This is a genomic window from Companilactobacillus musae, assembly GCF_003967595.1.
Classification (GTDB): domain Bacteria; phylum Bacillota; class Bacilli; order Lactobacillales; family Lactobacillaceae; genus Companilactobacillus; species Companilactobacillus musae.
Map to the genome: position 1 here is coordinate 16,226 of NZ_BIFW01000008.1, position 18,297 is coordinate 34,522.

The following is an 18,297-nucleotide window of genomic DNA, read 5'->3' on the forward strand; positions in this document are numbered from 1 at the left end:
TAAAAAAACAGAATCTATTAAAAAGTTCTTCAAGATGTGTACCACCTGAGCCTCTTAATAGATTCTGTTCTATTTATAACTTTTGTCCAATTACCTAGAATTTAAAAAATTCTTCTAATATCCTGTAGAATAATTAACAACATTTTCTATAACTTCGCCATTTTCCACATATGACTTCAAATTACGTTTGAAAATATCAAAAGCACGTTCTTCATAGTGGACACTTGTTCCCGCATCGTGAGGGGTTAAAATAACATTCTTCATATCCCATAGTGGACTAGAACTTGGTAGTGGTTCTGGTGTTGTAACATCCAAACCGGCTCCGGCAATCTCACCGTTTTGAAGAGCTGCAACTAAATCATCCATATTTGTTGTTTTTCCACGGCCAATATTAATGTAATAAGCCTTCTTTGACATAGCAGCAAACAATTCTTGATTGAACATTCCAGCAGTTGCATTAGTATCAGGCAAAGAATTAATTACGTAATGAACTTCACCAATTCTTGATTGAAGCTCTGACATTGGAATCATTTCATCAATATATTCCACTGGCTTATCACTTCTACGAACACCAATGGTCTTCATACCTAAGGCTTTAGCATATTGAGCAATAACTTTTCCAATATGTCCAACACCGACGATCATGACAGTCTTGTTATAAATTTCATCATAGCCTTCATCAAGTTTCCATTCTTTAGCATCTTGATGACGAGTGGTCAAATTCATACGTCTGGCAAACATCAACATATAAGCCAAAGTTTGTTCAGCAATGTTAATAGCATTAGCACCAGACCCGTTAGTTAAAATAACACCTTTATCAGCCAATTCAGACAGTGGCAAAGCATCCACACCGGCACGAACTACTTGAATCCAATTCAAAGTATCACTCTTCAAAATAGTATCTTTTAAAGTATTAGACCAGTCGTAAAGCACTTCTATGCCATCGAGGTCAGCAGGAGTAACTTTTTTAGGAGATACAACTTTCAAATCTACACCAGAGATCGATTCGATCTTATCGGTTTGTTTCTTTGTTAAGTTAACTAAACTAAGAACTTTCATTTTCCTACCTCGTTTTAAAATTAATATTTCTATTATTACTATATAGCAAAATATAGCCGTTTTTTCTGAAAATAGCAAAAAATATTCGGAATGTATGATACAATGTTAAATGTTGCACATTATTTGATTTATTTTACTATTTATGTTAGTGAAAATTGCCCCGTATTGGTGGAGCAATTTTTTTATGTGAAATATGAAGAATATTCACTCATAAAAGACAAATTATTACGAATTTATACGATTTAACCCATTTTTGAGTGAATTTTAATATTCGTGTTTTGCTTATAATATAGGTCATGATGTAACAAATCAATTAAATTTAGGGGTAGTATTAATTATGCACTATACGTTATTAGTACGTTGTATCGCTGAATTTATCGGAACAGCTATTATGGTTGCCCTCGGTAATGGTTCAGTTGCCAACGTTGAATTAAAAGGAACAAAAGGTTTTCACGGTGGGTGGATCTTGATTGGATTCGGTTACGGTATCGGTGTTATGGTTCCAGCCATGATGTTCGGTCCAATTTCCGGTGGTCAAATCAATCCCGCAATGACTTTGGCTTTAGCTTTCAATGGTGAATTTCCTTGGGCTGAAGTTGGTCCATATATCATTGCTCAATTCTTAGGTGCCATCTTTGGTCAACTTATGATTGTCGCTGCTTACAAGCCTTACTACAACAAAACAGAAAATGTTGAAAGTATCCTTGGTACTTTCTCAACTATTGATGCTGAAAATAGTCGTCTAAATGGTTTCATTAACGAATTTATCGGTACCTTCATCTTAGTATTCGGTGCCGTTGCTTTAACTTCAGATCATATTGATCCACGTGCTGACTTTATTGGTTTAGGATTCTTGGTTATGTGTTTGGTCGTTTCATTTGGTGGTCCTACTGGTCCAGCCTTGAACCCTGCTCGTGATCTTGGTCCTCGTATCTTGCATGCACTATTACCTTTAAATCCAAAGGGTTCATCCCAATGGAAATATAGTTGGGTCCCAGTTCTTGCTCCAATCCTTGGTGCTATCGCTGCGGTTAAACTTTACGGATTATTCTTTTAAATAGTATATAAAATAAGGCGATCTACTTTTAATTAAGTAGGTCGCCTTTTTGATTATTTATTATAAGAAATACCACGTTTGAATCTTTTCCAAAAACTAGAATCATCTGTTTGAAGCATCAATCCTTGATAGATTTTTCCAATATAAACTGTTAGTAAAATAATGCTTACTAACAAAACAATCAAAGAAATGGCTACTTCTACACCACTAGCATTGTTATTTATCAAACGTAGTGGCATGAAATATGAAGAGAAGAAAGGAACATATGACAAAGTTTTAACTACGATTGAATCAACATTACTTTGGAATGGAAATGTAATAAAAAATGCCACTAGATTTAACATAATAGCCGGCTGTGCAGCCTTTGACGCATCTTCTACTTTGGCCACTAACGCACCACAGAAAGCTGCCAAGACTGTATAAATCACCACTCCCAATAGAAGATATATCAAATTGACACTTAGTAAATTCCGTAAAACTGAAGTGATCAATGATTGATACTGGCTCACAAACGATTTGGTCAATGAAGAATTCTCAATGAAGAGATATCCTCCAAAACCTCCAATTAGGTAAACTAAAATCTGTGCCAAAATAACTAAAAGAACTCCGAAAATTTTACCTAAGAAATACTTGAGTGCTGTGGTACTGGAAAAGATAATTTCCATTATCTTAGTTCCCTTTTCGGAAGCAATTTCTTGAGCTGTGATAGTAGTGTAGGTAATCAAAATTATATAAACCATGACGACCGTGATCCAAAAGGAAATAATTTTGGCTGTATGAGCCGTTCCAGTTTTCTTTTGAACATTTTCTGTTAACTTAGGTTGTTGCTGTAAGGCCTGAATCTGAGTTGCTGATAACTGAGCATTAGCTAAATTCAGCTGTTGTTGTTGAGTATTTAGGAAGATATTGATTTTAGACTTCATTGATGAATCTAAAGAACTTGTTCCTACGTACTGTGCTGAAATCTTCTGATTATCGCTCTTTAAAGTTAAATAACCAGCAATCTTTCCCTTATTCAATTGTTTTTTTGCCTTAGTTTGATCAGTAATAGCAGTATTAACATCAGTTTTATTAGCCTTTAGATAGCTGTTACGCAATTGTGAATTTTGACTGATTACTGCTATTTCAGAATTATTCTCAGTATTTGAGGCACCTAAATAACCTGCACCAATAGTAATTCCAAACATTAGAAATGGACCAAAGACTAACATGACAAAACTCCAAGATTTAACTTGGCGTAAAAAGGTTTCTAATGTAACGATCCATAGTTTATTCATCTTTTTCACCCGCTTTTCTTCTGAAAATTTCATTCAAAGTCGGTGGTTGTTGACTGAATTCTTCAATATATTGCCCATGTGTCAATTCATCAAAGACATCACGTCCTGCTTCTTCTTTATCTAGATACAAAACATATCGACGCGATTCTAACGGTTTGGCAGCTACAACGTGTGGCAAGGTAGCTAGTTTATCAATACTTTGATCTGTTGTTACATAAATCATCGTTTTCCCAAAGGAGTCACGAATTTCTTGAACTGCTCCATTTAAAACAACTTTTCCATTACGCAACATCACAAGTTTATCGCACAATTCTTCAACATTTTCCATATCATGACTGGAAAATATAATAGCAGCACCTTGTTTTTTAGCAGTTAAAATTGCCTGCTTCAAAAGATCCGCATTAACCGGATCTAAGCCACTAAAAGGCTCATCAAGAATCAATAATTTAGGATTGTGAATTAGAGTACAGATCAGCTGAACCTTTTGTTGATTACCTTTGGAAAGATCTTTGATTTTATCTTTCTTTGTCCCTTTGACCGCAAAGCGCTTCAACCAAGTTTCGATCTGCGGACGAATCTCTTTGGCGGATTTATTTTTTAATCGTGCTAAATAAATAATCTGTTGTTCAATCGTTAACTTAGGCATCAAACTACGTTCTTCTGGCAAATAACCAATTTCATCGAAAACTGTTTCAGTTATCGGTTGGTCATTCCAAGTTATAGTTCCTTGATAGTTTAGAAAGTTCAAAATACTGTGAAAAGTAGTCGACTTACCGGCACCATTTTGGCCAATCAAACCAAGGATTTGACCATCAGAAACATCAAAAGATACGTCATTTAATGCTTTTAAATCACCGAAATTTTTACTAATATTCTGGATTTTAAGCATTTTTCTTCTCCTCCTATATAAATCTGATTATACAGAATAGCTAATTTTTTTGCTGGCGTAGGTTGGTAATAAATATATTTGTGTTAGCATGAGATTTAACATGATTTAGGGGGATTTACATGACTGATAAACAAAAGGGATTCTTTTACGCTATCGCTGGACCAGTACTGTGGGGATTTTCTGGTAGTATTGCTCAGTACTTGTTCACGCAAGAAAGTATCCCAACACAATGGATCGTAGGGATTCGTTTGATTTTTGCGGGGTTAATGCTGGTTATTTGGTGCTATTTTGTGGATTCTAAAGAATTATTTGCTATCTTAAAAAAGCCACGCTACGTTGTGCAATTATTGGCTTTTGGACTTTTGGGGATGTTACCGGCGCAGTTCACCTACTTTATGGCAATCAAGTATGGAAATGCACCCACGGCTACAGTTTTACAATTTTTAGGACCACTTTTTATTATTCTGTACTTATCATTACGAAAGTTACAATTACCACGCCGAATCGATATGATTTCAATTGTTTTAGCCATCTTAGGAACTTTTCTTCTAGTCACCCACGGACATCTCAATCAATTAATGCTTTCTCCAGCAGCAATTTTTTGGGGCGTAGGTGCTGGAATTAGTCAGGCATCTTACACTCTTTTACCACGGGAACTTTTAAAACGTTTTGATGCCAGAATAGTTACTGGCTGGTCGATGCTTTTGGGTGGCATCGTCTTCGCTCCATTTGCAGGGCTAAACCATATGCCACAACTAACTGGAATTGCTTGGATCTGTATTATTTTTATCGTTACTGGTGGAACAATGTTTTCTTATCTCTTTTACCTACAAAGTCTTAACTACTTAACACCTTCAACTACTGGAATGTTAAGTGCCTTTGAACCACTGACAGCTACTGTTCTAGCTGTAACTGTTTTAAACACCAAAGTCAGCGGTGCCGAATTAGCTGGGGCTCTTTTAATTCTAGGGATAACATTCTTACAAGCACTGCCACCTAATTTATTTAATCTAAAAAGATAAATATACTAAAAAATAGCGTATATTAAGTATTCGAGATATTTCCCGAGCCTCTTAATATATGCTATTTCTTATTGCATTAAATTTTATTTATAACCATTGGCCTTATTCAGTTGCATTAAATTATCATTGATATTCTTATCAGCAGTATTCAATGCTTGATTAATATCACCACCGTTATAAACAGTTTCCATTGCCACTTCTTCAAGTTGACGAGTTAGCTGCATACCTTCCATCAAAATACCAGAATTAGAATAATTAGGTTTTGCTGTCGCTAATTGTTGTCCTGGAACTTTTGACTCTGGACTTTTAGCATAAAGGTCCTTTAAAATCTTTGTCTTTTGTGAATCCTTATTTAATGCTAAATACCCAGTTGATTTTTGCCATTGTGCTTGAACTTCTGGTTTCAAAGTATATTTGATGAACTCAAAAGCTCCACGTTGAACATTCTTTGGCTTATCATTGGAGATCCAAAGAGCTGCCCCACCGATTGCAACACCGTTGGCCTTTTTATCATCTGGATGTGGGAAGTAAGTGATTCCCAATTTATTCTTATTATTTTGTGTTAACTGACCGATACTTGCTGACGATTGAATAAAGATACCCACTTTGTCAGATAAGAACCCGGCTGTTTGATTGGCACCAGCGCTGGCACCAGAACCATAATCAATGAAATCACCAGACTTGATATTTTCCTTGATCCAATTCAAAAACTCAACTGTATCTGGATTATTGATCTTAACCTGAGTTGGATTACCTGTATGACCATCATTTTGATTGGCAAGTTGAGCTCCGGCATTAGCCAAGGCTTGTTCTAAGAACCAACCATAAACTTGAATAGTCATTCCTTTAGTCTTGTGTCCTGATTTCTCATATAACTCTTTAGCCACACGGGTAATATCACTGTATGAAGGTGATACTGGAGGTGGTGTAATATTGTACTTCTTCAACAAACTTGCATTGTAATACAAGACTGGTTGAGAAGTATTGAATGGCATTGCTTGTTGCTTGCCGTCATTAGAATAAAAGGCTCTAGCAACCGGTGAGATCTTGCTGACGTCATAATTATCTTCATCTATAAAGTTTTGAACTGGTGTCGTATAACCACTATGCAACATTTGAGCTGTAGAAATATCAAATGCTTGGAAAACGGCTGGTGAAGTACTTGTATTATGAGTTTGTAAAATCTTTTGAATTGCTTCGTCATAAGTACCTTGGTACTTGGGAATTACTTTGTACTTATTTTGTGACTTATTGAATCCGTCAACAACTTGTTCCAAGGCTTGTTCTGAAGGTCCACCCATTTCGTGCCAAAAAACAATCGGTGTTCTATTATCTTTGACAGCTGATTTGGCAGATAAAGCTTTTCCAAAGACTGCTACAAAAACGATACCTAAAATTAAAATTAATGGTAAAGTAAGTTTTTTGTATTTCGACATTATTTAACGGCCCCCTCATTCATACCTGACTTGAAGTAATGTTGACCAATGAATAAAACAATAATTGTCGGAATAACAATAATAGCCGCACTGGCCTGAATCATACCCCAGTCATTAAAGGTTTCCTCAGATTGTAATTGCTTCAAACCATTTTGGATAACACGTGAATTGTTACTGAAAGTAGTCAACATTGGCCATAAATATTGATTCCATGAACCCAAGAAACTATATGCACCTAAAGTAATCATACTAATCTTGTTATATGACAAAACAATGTTCCAATAGAATTGGAAATGATTCAAACCTTCAATATCTGAAGCTTCCTTTAATTCAATTGGTGTTTGCATAAATGACTGGCGAAGCATGAAAGTACCAAAAGCTGAAGTTAAAAATGGAATAATCAAAACTGCGTAGTTATCAAGTAACCCCATTTGCTTAACAGTCGCAAAATTAGGGATGATTTCAGCTTCAAATGGAAGCATCATAGTAACTAAGAATAGTGTGAAAATAGTCTTTCTAAACTTAAACTTAAGAAAAACAAATGCATAAGCACTCATCGAACAAAAAATTAATTGAGCAATCATAGTAATCGTAGAAATTACCAAGGTATTAAGCAGATATCTTAAAATCGGTGTCTTAGTGAAAGCTGCCGCATAATTATCCAGTGATAGATTAGTACTAAAAAGATTTCCTTTAGCAATATCCATTGTTGGTAAAAAGCTTGTCCAAATACCAATAAAGAATGGCGCCAGAATAACAACTGCTAAGGCAATCAACAAAATATAATTGAAAACTTTCTTTAAAACTGCTTTCTCGTCAAAACTCGCCATTAGTAGTTCACCTTTTTCTCTAAGAATTTAAATTGCAACAAAGTAAAGAAGGCAATGATAACAGTAAGAATAATTGCTTCTGCACTTGATTTTGCATAATTACCACTATAAAAGGCATCTTTATAAATACGGTAAACTAACATATTTGTAGCATTAGTTGGTCCACCTTTTGTTATAAGATCAATCAATCCAAAACTCTTGAATGCATCAATAATTGTAATCGTTGAAACAAAGAATAGTGTTGGTGAGATCATTGGAATAGTAATATGGAAAAATTGAAATCTTGATGAAGCACCTTCAACGTCAGCTGCTTCATAAAGTGTACTAGGAACAGATTCAATAGCTCCCAAAAGAATTAAGAACGTAAATCCTAAATGCATCCAAACGGTAGTAATGATAACTGCCCACATAGCATTTGTTGGACTAGTTAACCAATTGACGACTGGTAAGTTTAGCCAGTTACTTAAAAGAGCGAAGAACCCAGTTGATGGATTAAAGATAAAGAGCCAAAAGATGGCAGCCACGGCAACTGAAACACCCATTGTTACTGAATAAAGTGTTCTAAAAATTCCCATTCCCGGCAATTTTTGGCTAGCTAAATTAGCTAGTAACAATCCTAAAGTAATAGTCAAAACTGTTACTGCAATCACGTAAACAAACGTGACCCAAAGACTAGAGATAAAATCTGGTGAGGACATCAATTTAACATAATTTTCTAAGCCGACATAAACCGTCGTTTTACCCAACGTATTAGTTAGAAACATACTGATATAAAGGGTTTTGAACATTGGATAAAAAACAAATAATCCTAAAATCAACAATGATGGACCTAAAAAGAGTGAAGCAAAATACTTATCTTTAGCATTTAATTTGAATCCTTGGCGTTGCTTTGCTTTAATCTTCTTTTCAGGAACAACGTCAGTTGTAGAAGTTTTAAGCATTGACTACGTCCTCCACACTTTTAGTAATATTGACACCATCACTATTGAATACTAAGTAGTTGTTTTTAGCAGTAACTTTAATAGTGTCATATGCCTTGAATTCAGAGTCACTAGCAACAATAGCAGCAACTTCTACATTATTATGAGCCATCTTAATGTAGACGATTTTCTCATCACCTAAGAACTCAATGGTTTTGATAGAAGCATTAGCATCTAATTCATCAGCCGCCTCGATTACTAATTCATTAGGTCTTATTCCTACTTGGAAATGATCGTTAGGAACTTGTTGATCAACTTCCATTTTGAAATCATTATTAACTTCAATCAAATTACCAGTATCCTTAGTAGCTGGCAAAATATTAATCGGTGGAACTCCGAAGAAACTAGCTACAAATTCATTTGCAGGATGTTTGTAGATTTCTGTAGGTGTTCCAATTTGTTGAACCTTTGAATCATGCAAGACCATAATATGGTCAGCCATAGTCATAGCTTCCACTTGATCATGAGTAACATAGATCAAAGTTAAACCAAGTTTTCTTTGCAAAGCATAAATTTCTTGACGCATTTTAATACGTAATTGTGCATCTAAATTTGACAAGGGTTCGTCCATTAAACAAATTTTGGCATCACTGGCAACCGCACGAGCCAAGGCTACACGTTGTCTTTGACCACCTGAAAGTTCACGGGGCTTTCTGTCTTTTAGTTCTTCCAAATTAACCATTTTCAAGGCATCATTGACACGTTCTTCAATTTCAGATTGTGAAGTATTTTTTCTAGCCTTTAATCCAAAAGCCACATTATCCCAAACACTCAAGAATGGGAACAAAGCGTAACTTTGAAATACCATGGTTAAATTACGATCTTTTGGCGCCATATCATTAACAACTTTGTCATTAATACTGATCTCACCATCACTGATTTGTGTTAAACCAGCAATCATACGTAACAAGGTACTCTTCCCACATCCAGACGGACCAACAATTACGAAGAATTCTCCCGTTTGAATTTCGGCTGAAACATCACTCAAAACTGTTTTATCCGAATCATATCGTTTTGAAACATTTGTTAAAACTGTAGACATTATCTAATCCCTCCAAATAAGTCATTGGTTATATTATGAAATCAGAATGTATATATCTAATCTATTTACTGTAAAGATAATGTAAAGTTATAAGGACTTATATCCAAAACAAAAAAATACCCTTATTAGGGATATGTCATACAAATTACGTATGATTTATCTGCTAAAAGGGTATTTTTTATTAAAATTGAAAACTAATCTTTTAATTATAACTTGTTGTATTCTTCGTCAGTAACTTTCTCAAGCCACTCTGATGTTCCTTTAGTAATAGCAACATGGCTAAACCAACTATCTTTAGTTGCTCCATGCCAATGCTTAACGCCTTCTTTAATTACTACAACATCACCTTGTTTCAACAATTGAGCAGGTTTGCCCCATTCTTGATACCAACCTTCGCCACCAGTAACCAATAAAATTTGAAATCCATCATGATGAATATGCCAGTCATTACGACAACCAGGTTCAAAAGTTACATTTCCAACTCCAAAATCAATATTATCCTCTGGACTTACTAAGCTATTAAGATAACTTTGTCCGATAAAATATTTTGCATATGCTTCATTCTTATCCCCAACTGGGAAAACACCATTTGTTCTTAATTCTTCATTTTTTGCCATAAATTAATCTTCCTTCCAAATTTCCTTAGCACGATTGAATGCACTCCAAGCCTTTGGCCAACCTGCATAAAATGCTAAATGAGTAATTTCTGCTACGATTTCATTTTTAGTAATACCATTCTTTTTACCAATCTTTAAGTGAGCGTCTAGTTGCTCTGTATTACCAGCTGAAATAATACTTGCAATTGTAATTAGAGAACGATCATGCGCTGAAAGTTCATTTTCCTTACTCCATACTTCTCCAAATAATACATCATCATTTAATTCAGCAAATTGTGGAGCAAAATCTCCTAACATATCATGTCCGGCTGTTTGTTTTTCTGCCATAATCAATTCCTCCTCGTATCAAGTCGATAAATATATTAAACAACTTAAAGTCGACTTTAAGTCAAGAAGAAAATAAAAAAATTCTTCCATAACTATCAGACAAATTTATATCATTTCATCCGACAATCATAAAAGAATTTTTTGAATTAAAATTATTATTTTATAAAAGTAACTTAATTAATATGTACTGTATCGCTTAGAACAAATTCATTTGTTGCAACTCTATAATAGATTTTTCCTTTAATATTAACTACACGATCCGTTGCCCAAGGTGTGCTTGGTGCTAATGCACGATTAGTTATTTTTTCTCCATTTGATTTTACTAGGAAAGTAATTTTATCTTTTGGAGTAGTTAAAACACTTGAAATATTAGTATACTCATATGCATCTTTTTCATTTACCCATTCGTTTGAGGCAACACGATAATATTTAATACCATCCTTGGTCATAGTTTTGTCACTAAACCAATCGCTTCCACCTGATAATGCTTTATTTGAGATCTTTTTCAAATCAGATGTGTACAATGGAATTTCTTTTTGTGATTCATGTAAGGAAATAACCTTCTCAACATTAACAACTGAATCTGAATTTGAACCATTATCAACTGGTTTTGATGGTTTTGAAGGCTTTGATGGTTCTAAAGGTTTTGATGTAGATGGTCTATTAATGTTATTAGCATCACCGTTATCTAAGTCAACTAAAACTTCTGTTCCATCTGTTGTTCCGGCCATTGCTTGTTTAATGGCTATTTTCCCAGCATTTCTGTTAGCTACAGAACTTAATTTGATTGTTGCTAAACTGTCAGTTGTTTGACCTTCAACGGGCTGACGATCAATACTTACTGTTAGCTTCAAGATACCATTTTCAATTTTTTGACGTAAAACTTTAACCCCATCAACAGTTTGAATACTATTAACATTACGACCAGCTAAATCAATTTGCATATCTACTGCATTAAGTCTTCTTGTTTTCTTCAAGTTCGTTAATCCAAGTTTAACCGTATCACCTTTATAGCCTAACTTAACAGTTTCAACATTACGCTTCTTTCCAGCCAACTCTCCTTGACTTAAGAAAGCAGAATTATCAAAGACATTACTATTGAACATATGTGAAGCACGTGGAACTTGTAGAGCATTCAATACCAAGGCTGTAATATCAGAATTACTACCACCATGTAAACGACGACCACTATCAACCGTTTCACCACCCAAGGCTATAAAAATATTGCTGTCGGGTTCATCATTTGGACCATGATTTGTACCTGCACCACCATGATCGGCATTAGCAATTACTAAAGTATCATGAATATGCCCCGTGGATTCTAACTTATCCATCACTTTTTTGAATAAACCATCATATTGGGCATATTGATTCCAGTAATTATCGTTATACCAACCATTGCCATGACCTTGTCCATCCATATAATCACTTTGCATGTAAACCATGGCTGTGTTTTGGAAATCATCTGTTCCAATATAATCTGCTACGTCATCGAATGATTTCAAAGAATCTGATTGTTTAGTTTTAACGGCGGCATCGGGCTCAACAATTGCATTAACAATTGGCCCCCATTCAGAAAAGACTGCTGCTTTTTGAGTAGGGTTATTCTTTTGCAATACTTTGAAAACAGAAGGATATAACTGTTTATCTTTTCCAAAATCGGCAAAATAATGTTGCCCCATTGTACCGTTTGTACCTTGATATTCTTTTGGTAAAGTTTCCCATGGTCGACCATGTAACATTGAAATATAGTTTTGAGCTGAGATTGCTGGCATTACTGAATGAGCAGTTGTACTCATAGCAAATTGCTTATTAAACAAGTCCATCGTATACGTGTTTTTACGTTTTTGCATTAAATTATGATCTGTAGTCCATGCGGGCATACCAGTTCCCTTAGCATAATAAATTCCTTCTGGATTCCAAGGATTTCCACCTCCATCAGTGGTTAATACAATAACATGCTTATATGGTTTGATTTCAGCTTTGGCTGCTACTTCTGCTTTCTTATCTGCAGGCGCTAAAGCAACATCACCGGCTCCAACGATTCCATCACCGTTATAATCTAAAGGATTTTTTGCTTGAATATTCACAGTTAATGGTGAGCCTAATTGAATTGTTCCCTTTTTAGCAACCTGTTCAAATTGGATATCAGATTTACCTGAAGCATCTTTTTTAGCACGTAAATTAATATGTGCTAAACGTGTTTTAGCATATTCTATGAATTCTGCATTAGATAATCCAGCAGAAGTTGTAATTCGTAATCGCCCATTTTCAACTTGATTGACAGTTGTTTTATCACCACCAAGCATACGTTCCGAATCGACATAATAGAACTTGTCTGGATTAAAGACAACATCAAAAGATAAGGTTTCAGAATCACCAACTTTTAATTGTCGAGCATGTACGTTTAGACCATATACCGCACCAGCGGAAATTTGCTTAGGACCAACTAATTCTGTTCCCACCGTTTGATCGACCGGAATATGTGCACGTTGATCCTTATGTGCATCTTCACTTAATTTAGCAACTTGATCTGCATTTAATGTTTGACTGTATAATCTGGCTGATTTAATTTTACCCGTCATTTGTGATTGAACATGAGAATCAGGTTTGGCATCTCCACCTAAAACAAGATCTTTAGTATTTCTTGCGAACTGCAAATCCCCCGGCATTTTTACAGATTGAGCCAACTTACCGTCCAAATACAAACTAGCAGTCTTGTTCTTGTCAATAACTCCAACAGCATGAACCCATATGCCAGCTTTTAAATCGCCAGAGGGTCGTTTATAACCGCTACCGTCATTGGCGTAGAAAACAACTTTGCCATTTTGAACCCCTAGACCAAAGCCCCCACTTTCTTGACTAGAAAAAATCTCATGCTCACCATTAAAATCAGCACTAGGATCATACTTAAAATATGCCTCAATCGTTAGTCCATCTTTTAATTGTCCTAATTGATCATCAGTCAAAGTAGTATAAAAAGCTGAATCACCGTCAAAATTAAGAACGGCACCATTCATTTCAGTATCTCTAGCAACTCCTGGCTTTCCAGATTTTTGCCATATAGTTTGACCACTCTTATCAGCCAATTGATTATCTGACCCTACACCTAGATTAATCAATGCCTTTGGTATAACATTGTCAGTTTCTGGTGCTATTGAATTTTCTTGGGAAATCGTTGAAGATGAGACAGCACTAGCGGCTGGAACTTGTACGGTTGCTTTGGATGCAGGAGTTACTGCGGCAATAGCCGGAGTTGCTGTTGTTGTCAAAGTCGCTGAACAAATTAATAAGGTCGTTAAAATGCGAGGTTTCATAAAAATAATCTCTCCAAATTTTTTATTATATTTAATTAGTACAATGTATAATCCATTTATAAATTACATACTCTGCAATATCAGTAGAATCTTTAAGTATATTTTGTAACATTTGTTAGTTATTTTTGAGTATAATACATAACTTTTATGATCTATTTTTCAATCAAAATATTTCTTTTGAATTTTCAAACATTAATTTGATCTAATATTTGATTTTTACTGTTTTAAATCTTATATAAGTCGATAATCACTATCGTTATTGCACTTAAGCCACATATAAAGCGTAAAAATCCTTGCCACTAGTTAAATAGCAATTTTAAGTAGAGCGTTTCAATTAAATTATTTTGTCATATTTCCTCCTAAATTTTTGAATAAATTTAGTTTATCATTGGTATATACAGCATTAAAAATTTAAATTTTAGTAAAATGTATAAATCAAAAAAACAAATATTTTTTTAAAAAGTAAAACCTTAATACAGAAATTTTTAAAGTTGCCTATTTTCAAAAAATGAAAACGAATAACATAATTCATATATCAAGTAACAAAATCTGCAATAGTAATCATTTAGAAAAATAATATTGATAACTTATATAAACAAACAATATTTCGATATGTACACGAAAAATAATAAATAGAATTTATCATCAAAAAAAGAGCTAGTATGCAAATTTTTATAATCTGCATACTAGCTCTTTTGAAATCTGAATATCATTTATCTTTCTTCTAAATAACCATGATCAAGATTCTGTAAATAATCGGAAAATTGCTCACTGTCGTCAATTTTTCCTTTTTGTTTGCCTTTATACCAATCGAGTTTGTCATTCAAAACAGTCCAACTATCTTGTAACTGTTGAAATTCAACTTCAAAATTACGGCGAACTTCCTCTAATAACTCAACTCTTTGATTAATCGTTGAATCACCTTCAGCACGTAATTTAACGTATCTTTTCAACTGTTCAATTGTCATTCCAGTGCTTTTCAAATGTAATAAGAAGCGAACCCATCTAGCATCTTGTTCAGTATAATAACGAACTCCACTATTAGTCCGATGTGGCTTGATCAAGCCTTCTTTTTCATAGTACCGAAGAGTTGGACTATTCAAGCCAACTAACTCCGAAAAATCACCAATACGATATCTTTTCTCAATTTCTACAGGCATTTATTTCACCTCTACTTAAAGTCGACTTCAAGTATAGCATCTTCTATAAATCGACACCACCGTCAACATTTAGAACTTGTCCAGTAATAAAGTCATTCTCCATCAAGTAAATATAGCCTGAAGCGACTTCAGCAATTTTGGCGACTCTACCTAAGGGAACATTTTCGGCAACATTAGTCTTTTGTTGAGCCAATTGTTTTGAATCCATTCCCCTCCAAAGACCGGTTGGGGTCCACGTTGGTGAAACGGCATTAATACGATAATGTGGTGCCAGCTCTACGGCGACACCCTCTACCATTGTATTAATAGCTTGATTACCAATGATAGCTCCAGAAGCATCATAAGGATGACCACCCGATCCAGAGGTCAAAATAATCGAACCATTCTCTTTCAAATGCTTACTAGCAATCTGAACTAATTGTAAATTAGCAAAAAATTTATCTTCAATTGCTTCACGAATTTCACTTACTGGACTGTCTAGAAATCCGCCACCCATGGCACCACCTAACATTGAAACAATATGATCAAAGGAACCATACTTTTCAAAGAAACGTTGAAGTTGTTTTTCATCTTGGGCATCTAATGAACTTCCCTGGATATTATCATCATAACGTAATTTGTTAACACGTTCTTGATCACGACCAACGACATAAACTTCGGCTTTTTTATGTTGGGCCATAATGGCAACTTCCTTACCAAAACCAGAAGTTCCTCCAATTACAAGAACTTTATCGTTTTCCAAACTCATACTACTACCCTCAATCATTCATTAGATTTTAATGCACCGATCATATCGATGTGCTGTAATTTTTTATGCGTAACTAGCATAACAATAGCGGTGAAAATTATCATCAACAAGGTTGCAACTAGGTATCCAAACCAATTAATAGTCAATGGGAAGATAACTTGTTCAGTCGCCGCTTGATTTAAAATATAAGCCGTCAATAAATTACCGACTCCATAACCGACAATAATTCCAATAATCGTCAAAATAATATTTTCGCGAACGATATACATCGTCACCTCATTATTATAAAATCCTAAAACCTTGATCGTTGACAATTCTCGAATTCTTTCAGAAACGTTAATGTTAGTTAGATTATATAAAACAACAAATGAAAGAATACCGGACAATAGGACAAAAATCAAAATGATTGGTTTTAATGAGGAAGACATTTTGGATACTGTACTCAAAACGTCATGCGTATAACTAGTTCCCATAACTTCTCCGGAATCTAGTAACTTGTTAGCCAATTGCTTTCTTTGAGCTTTTGTTTGAGATTTTAGATGTAATAATAAAGTATTATTAGTTGCTGTACCTATTTTTTGGCGATACATTTTTGGACTTAGATACAAGAAGTGTCCAATGAAATTATCTGAAATAGCTCCTACTTTTAAAGTGATTTTTTTACCACTAGTTAATGTAACTTTGATGGAATCATCTTTCTTAACATTTAACAACTGCGCAGTCTTTTTAGATAAGATCACCTTTTGCTTATTTAAATCAGAACCTAAATGAACATATTTATCAAAATTCTTCACAGAACTCGGTGTATAAACATTCACATCGTTAACTTGTTTACCGTTAGTCTTGAGCTTGGCAGTAGTGGAATTGATCTGGGTACTACTTTTATATCGGGTATCTTGATTTAAAATATTACGTACTTTAGTGACATTAGTATCATCATTTAACTTCACAACCGCTTGATAATTAAATATTTCAGAATACTGCCGATTACCACTGGCAGCAATTGAATTCTGAATTCCAAACCCAGTTAAGATCAAGGCTGTCCCACCAGCAATACCGATAATAGTCATAAACATCCGTGATTTAAATCTAAATAAATTACGATAACTGACTTTACTATTAAAACTTAAATGATTCCATAGAGGTTTAATTCTTTCCAAAAGAATCTTTTTAGCTGATTTAGGTGACTTAGGACGCATCAAGGCAGCTGGCCCTTCTACCAACTCTTTACGGATTACAATGATAGCTGCCCCTAATGTCGCCAGTAACGAGATGAATAGAGCAATTAAAATAACGATCCATTGCAAACTAACAACCCAATCCAATGCAATATATTGTTTATATAATGCCAAAACGATTCTCGGCAAAGTTTCATTACCAATAATTGCCCCTAAAATTGCCCCAATAACTCCAGCAGAAATGGCATAGTAATAATAATTACGAGAAATTTCCCATTTAGTGTAGCCTAAAGCCTTAAATGTTCCAATTTCACTTCTAGCTTCTTCCACCATTCTAGTTATGGTCGTAAAAGTAATTAAAGCAGCAATTAAAAAGAAGAAGACTGGAAAGACATTAGCAATTGCCGCAATTCGATCAGAACTTTCTCCATATGCCGAGAAGCCTGGTAAATCTTCTCGAGTTTGCCAAGTATAAGTTGTCTTTGCTTTCTTTAACAATTTAACCTTAGCCGAGTTCAACTGTGTCTGTTGCTGAATGGCTTCCTCAGGAGATACTTGTTTCATCTGATCCAGCATGGTTTGTTGTGAATCTAACTCTGGATTGACTAATTCAGCCGTCCGCTGTTCACCACGATTGGCAAATTTTTTCTTCAATATCTTAAGTTTTTTATTAACAGCATCTTTGTACGTTTTACTAAAAGTATTCTTATTTTTTAAAGAATTGAAATGTAAATTTAAAACAGAACCAACCGACATATCCAACTGCTCATCTGGTACATAAGCAAAGAGTTGCACTTGACCATCGGCAATATTAGTTGAACCACGTGATTGATTATCAATATATTGCGGTGAATCAGCAAAACCGACAATTTTATAAGACTTTCGGTTTAAATTTGAACTTTTAGCAAATTTAAATTTTTGACCTAATTTATAACCGTACTTTGATTTAGCATTTTTATCCAAAACCACCTCATTATTATTTCTAGGTAGATGACCACTGCGCATAATCAATCGGTTTTGTTTTGCCTGGTCATCATAGCCGTATAAGGCAACCGCAACTTTGTCCTTTCCACCAATGACATATTTCATTTTGGTGGCTTCAACCTTTGCCCCAGGGACTTCACGTGCTAATTTTAAATCCGTTTCCGTAAAGCCAGTCGAAGAAATCACTTGAATATCTGATAAATTTTTATCAGCGACCGTTTTATTCAAAGAATCATTTAGACTAGGTCCAGCTGCTTTGACCCCCACGAAAATCAAAACACCTAACATAATAATCAGAATGATGGCAATAAAACGACCCTTAGATTTTTTTATATCTTGCAACATGTTTTTTGTCAGAGGATTCATCTAATCAC

At 34.7% G+C, this 18,297-nt stretch carries 15 protein-coding genes; 2 read left to right on the plus strand and 13 right to left on the minus strand.

What is annotated here, in order from left to right; genetic code table 11:
- Positions 1–114: 114 nt before the first annotated feature.
- Positions 115–1,059, minus strand: a complete 945-nt coding sequence (locus LAB100_RS09040) for a D-2-hydroxyacid dehydrogenase (protein WP_119327196.1) — start codon at positions 1,057–1,059, stop codon at positions 115–117.
- A 337-nt stretch (positions 1,060–1,396) separates the two neighbouring features.
- On the opposite strand from LAB100_RS09040, the gene LAB100_RS09045 reads away from it, so the two are divergent.
- Complete coding sequence (locus LAB100_RS09045; protein ID WP_119327197.1) at positions 1,397–2,116, plus strand: MIP/aquaporin family protein; 720 nt, start codon at positions 1,397–1,399, stop codon at positions 2,114–2,116.
- Between the two features lie 53 nt (positions 2,117–2,169).
- On the opposite strand, the gene LAB100_RS09050 is transcribed toward LAB100_RS09045, so the two are convergent.
- A complete protein-coding gene (locus LAB100_RS09050) occupies positions 2,170–3,393 on the minus strand; it encodes an ABC transporter permease (RefSeq protein ID WP_119327198.1) in 1,224 nt (407 codons plus the stop codon).
- On the minus strand, positions 3,386–4,282 hold the full coding sequence (locus LAB100_RS09055; protein ID WP_119327199.1) for an ABC transporter ATP-binding protein: 897 nt from the start codon (positions 4,280–4,282) through the stop codon (positions 3,386–3,388). The genes LAB100_RS09050 and LAB100_RS09055 overlap by 8 nt, the downstream gene beginning before the upstream one ends.
- A 119-nt stretch (positions 4,283–4,401) precedes the next feature.
- Here LAB100_RS09055 and LAB100_RS09060 point away from each other — a divergent pair, with 119 nt between their 5' ends.
- Entirely contained in the window at positions 4,402–5,304 is a 903-nt protein-coding gene (locus tag LAB100_RS09060) for a DMT family transporter (RefSeq protein WP_119327200.1), read from the plus strand.
- An 83-nt stretch (positions 5,305–5,387) separates the two neighbouring features.
- Here the strand turns inward: LAB100_RS09060 and LAB100_RS09065 are convergent, their stop codons facing one another.
- The 10 genes from LAB100_RS09065 to LAB100_RS09110 form a co-directional block, all read right to left on the minus strand.
- Entirely contained in the window at positions 5,388–6,740 is a 1,353-nt protein-coding gene (locus tag LAB100_RS09065) for an ABC transporter substrate-binding protein (RefSeq protein WP_119327201.1), read from the minus strand.
- Entirely contained in the window at positions 6,740–7,570 is an 831-nt protein-coding gene (locus LAB100_RS09070; protein ID WP_119327202.1) for a carbohydrate ABC transporter permease, read from the minus strand. Before LAB100_RS09070 ends, LAB100_RS09065 begins: the two co-directional genes overlap by 1 nt.
- Positions 7,570–8,511 (minus strand): carbohydrate ABC transporter permease, encoded by a 942-nt coding sequence (locus tag LAB100_RS09075; RefSeq protein ID WP_119327203.1) that lies wholly within the window; start codon positions 8,509–8,511, stop codon positions 7,570–7,572. The genes LAB100_RS09070 and LAB100_RS09075 overlap by 1 nt, the downstream gene beginning before the upstream one ends.
- A complete protein-coding gene (locus LAB100_RS09080) occupies positions 8,504–9,592 on the minus strand; it encodes an ABC transporter ATP-binding protein (RefSeq protein ID WP_119327204.1) in 1,089 nt (362 codons plus the stop codon). Before LAB100_RS09080 ends, LAB100_RS09075 begins: the two co-directional genes overlap by 8 nt.
- A gap of 206 nt (positions 9,593–9,798) precedes the next feature.
- Positions 9,799–10,209, minus strand: a complete 411-nt coding sequence (locus tag LAB100_RS09085; protein WP_119327205.1) for a cupin domain-containing protein — start codon at positions 10,207–10,209, stop codon at positions 9,799–9,801.
- 3 nt (positions 10,210–10,212) lie between these two features.
- Positions 10,213–10,536, minus strand: coding sequence for a carboxymuconolactone decarboxylase family protein (locus tag LAB100_RS09090; RefSeq protein ID WP_119327206.1), 324 nt, complete (start codon positions 10,534–10,536; stop codon positions 10,213–10,215).
- A 173-nt stretch (positions 10,537–10,709) separates the two neighbouring features.
- Positions 10,710–13,853, minus strand: coding sequence for a LamG-like jellyroll fold domain-containing protein (locus LAB100_RS09095; protein WP_246001322.1), 3,144 nt, complete (start codon positions 13,851–13,853; stop codon positions 10,710–10,712).
- A 713-nt stretch (positions 13,854–14,566) separates the two neighbouring features.
- Positions 14,567–15,013 (minus strand): MerR family transcriptional regulator, encoded by a 447-nt coding sequence (locus LAB100_RS09100; RefSeq protein WP_119327207.1) that lies wholly within the window; start codon positions 15,011–15,013, stop codon positions 14,567–14,569.
- A gap of 43 nt (positions 15,014–15,056) precedes the next feature.
- Entirely contained in the window at positions 15,057–15,761 is a 705-nt protein-coding gene (locus tag LAB100_RS09105; protein WP_119327208.1) for an SDR family oxidoreductase, read from the minus strand.
- A 14-nt stretch (positions 15,762–15,775) separates the two neighbouring features.
- Positions 15,776–18,289, minus strand: coding sequence for an ABC transporter permease (locus tag LAB100_RS09110; RefSeq protein ID WP_119327209.1), 2,514 nt, complete (start codon positions 18,287–18,289; stop codon positions 15,776–15,778).
- Positions 18,290–18,297: the final 8 nt, after the last annotated feature.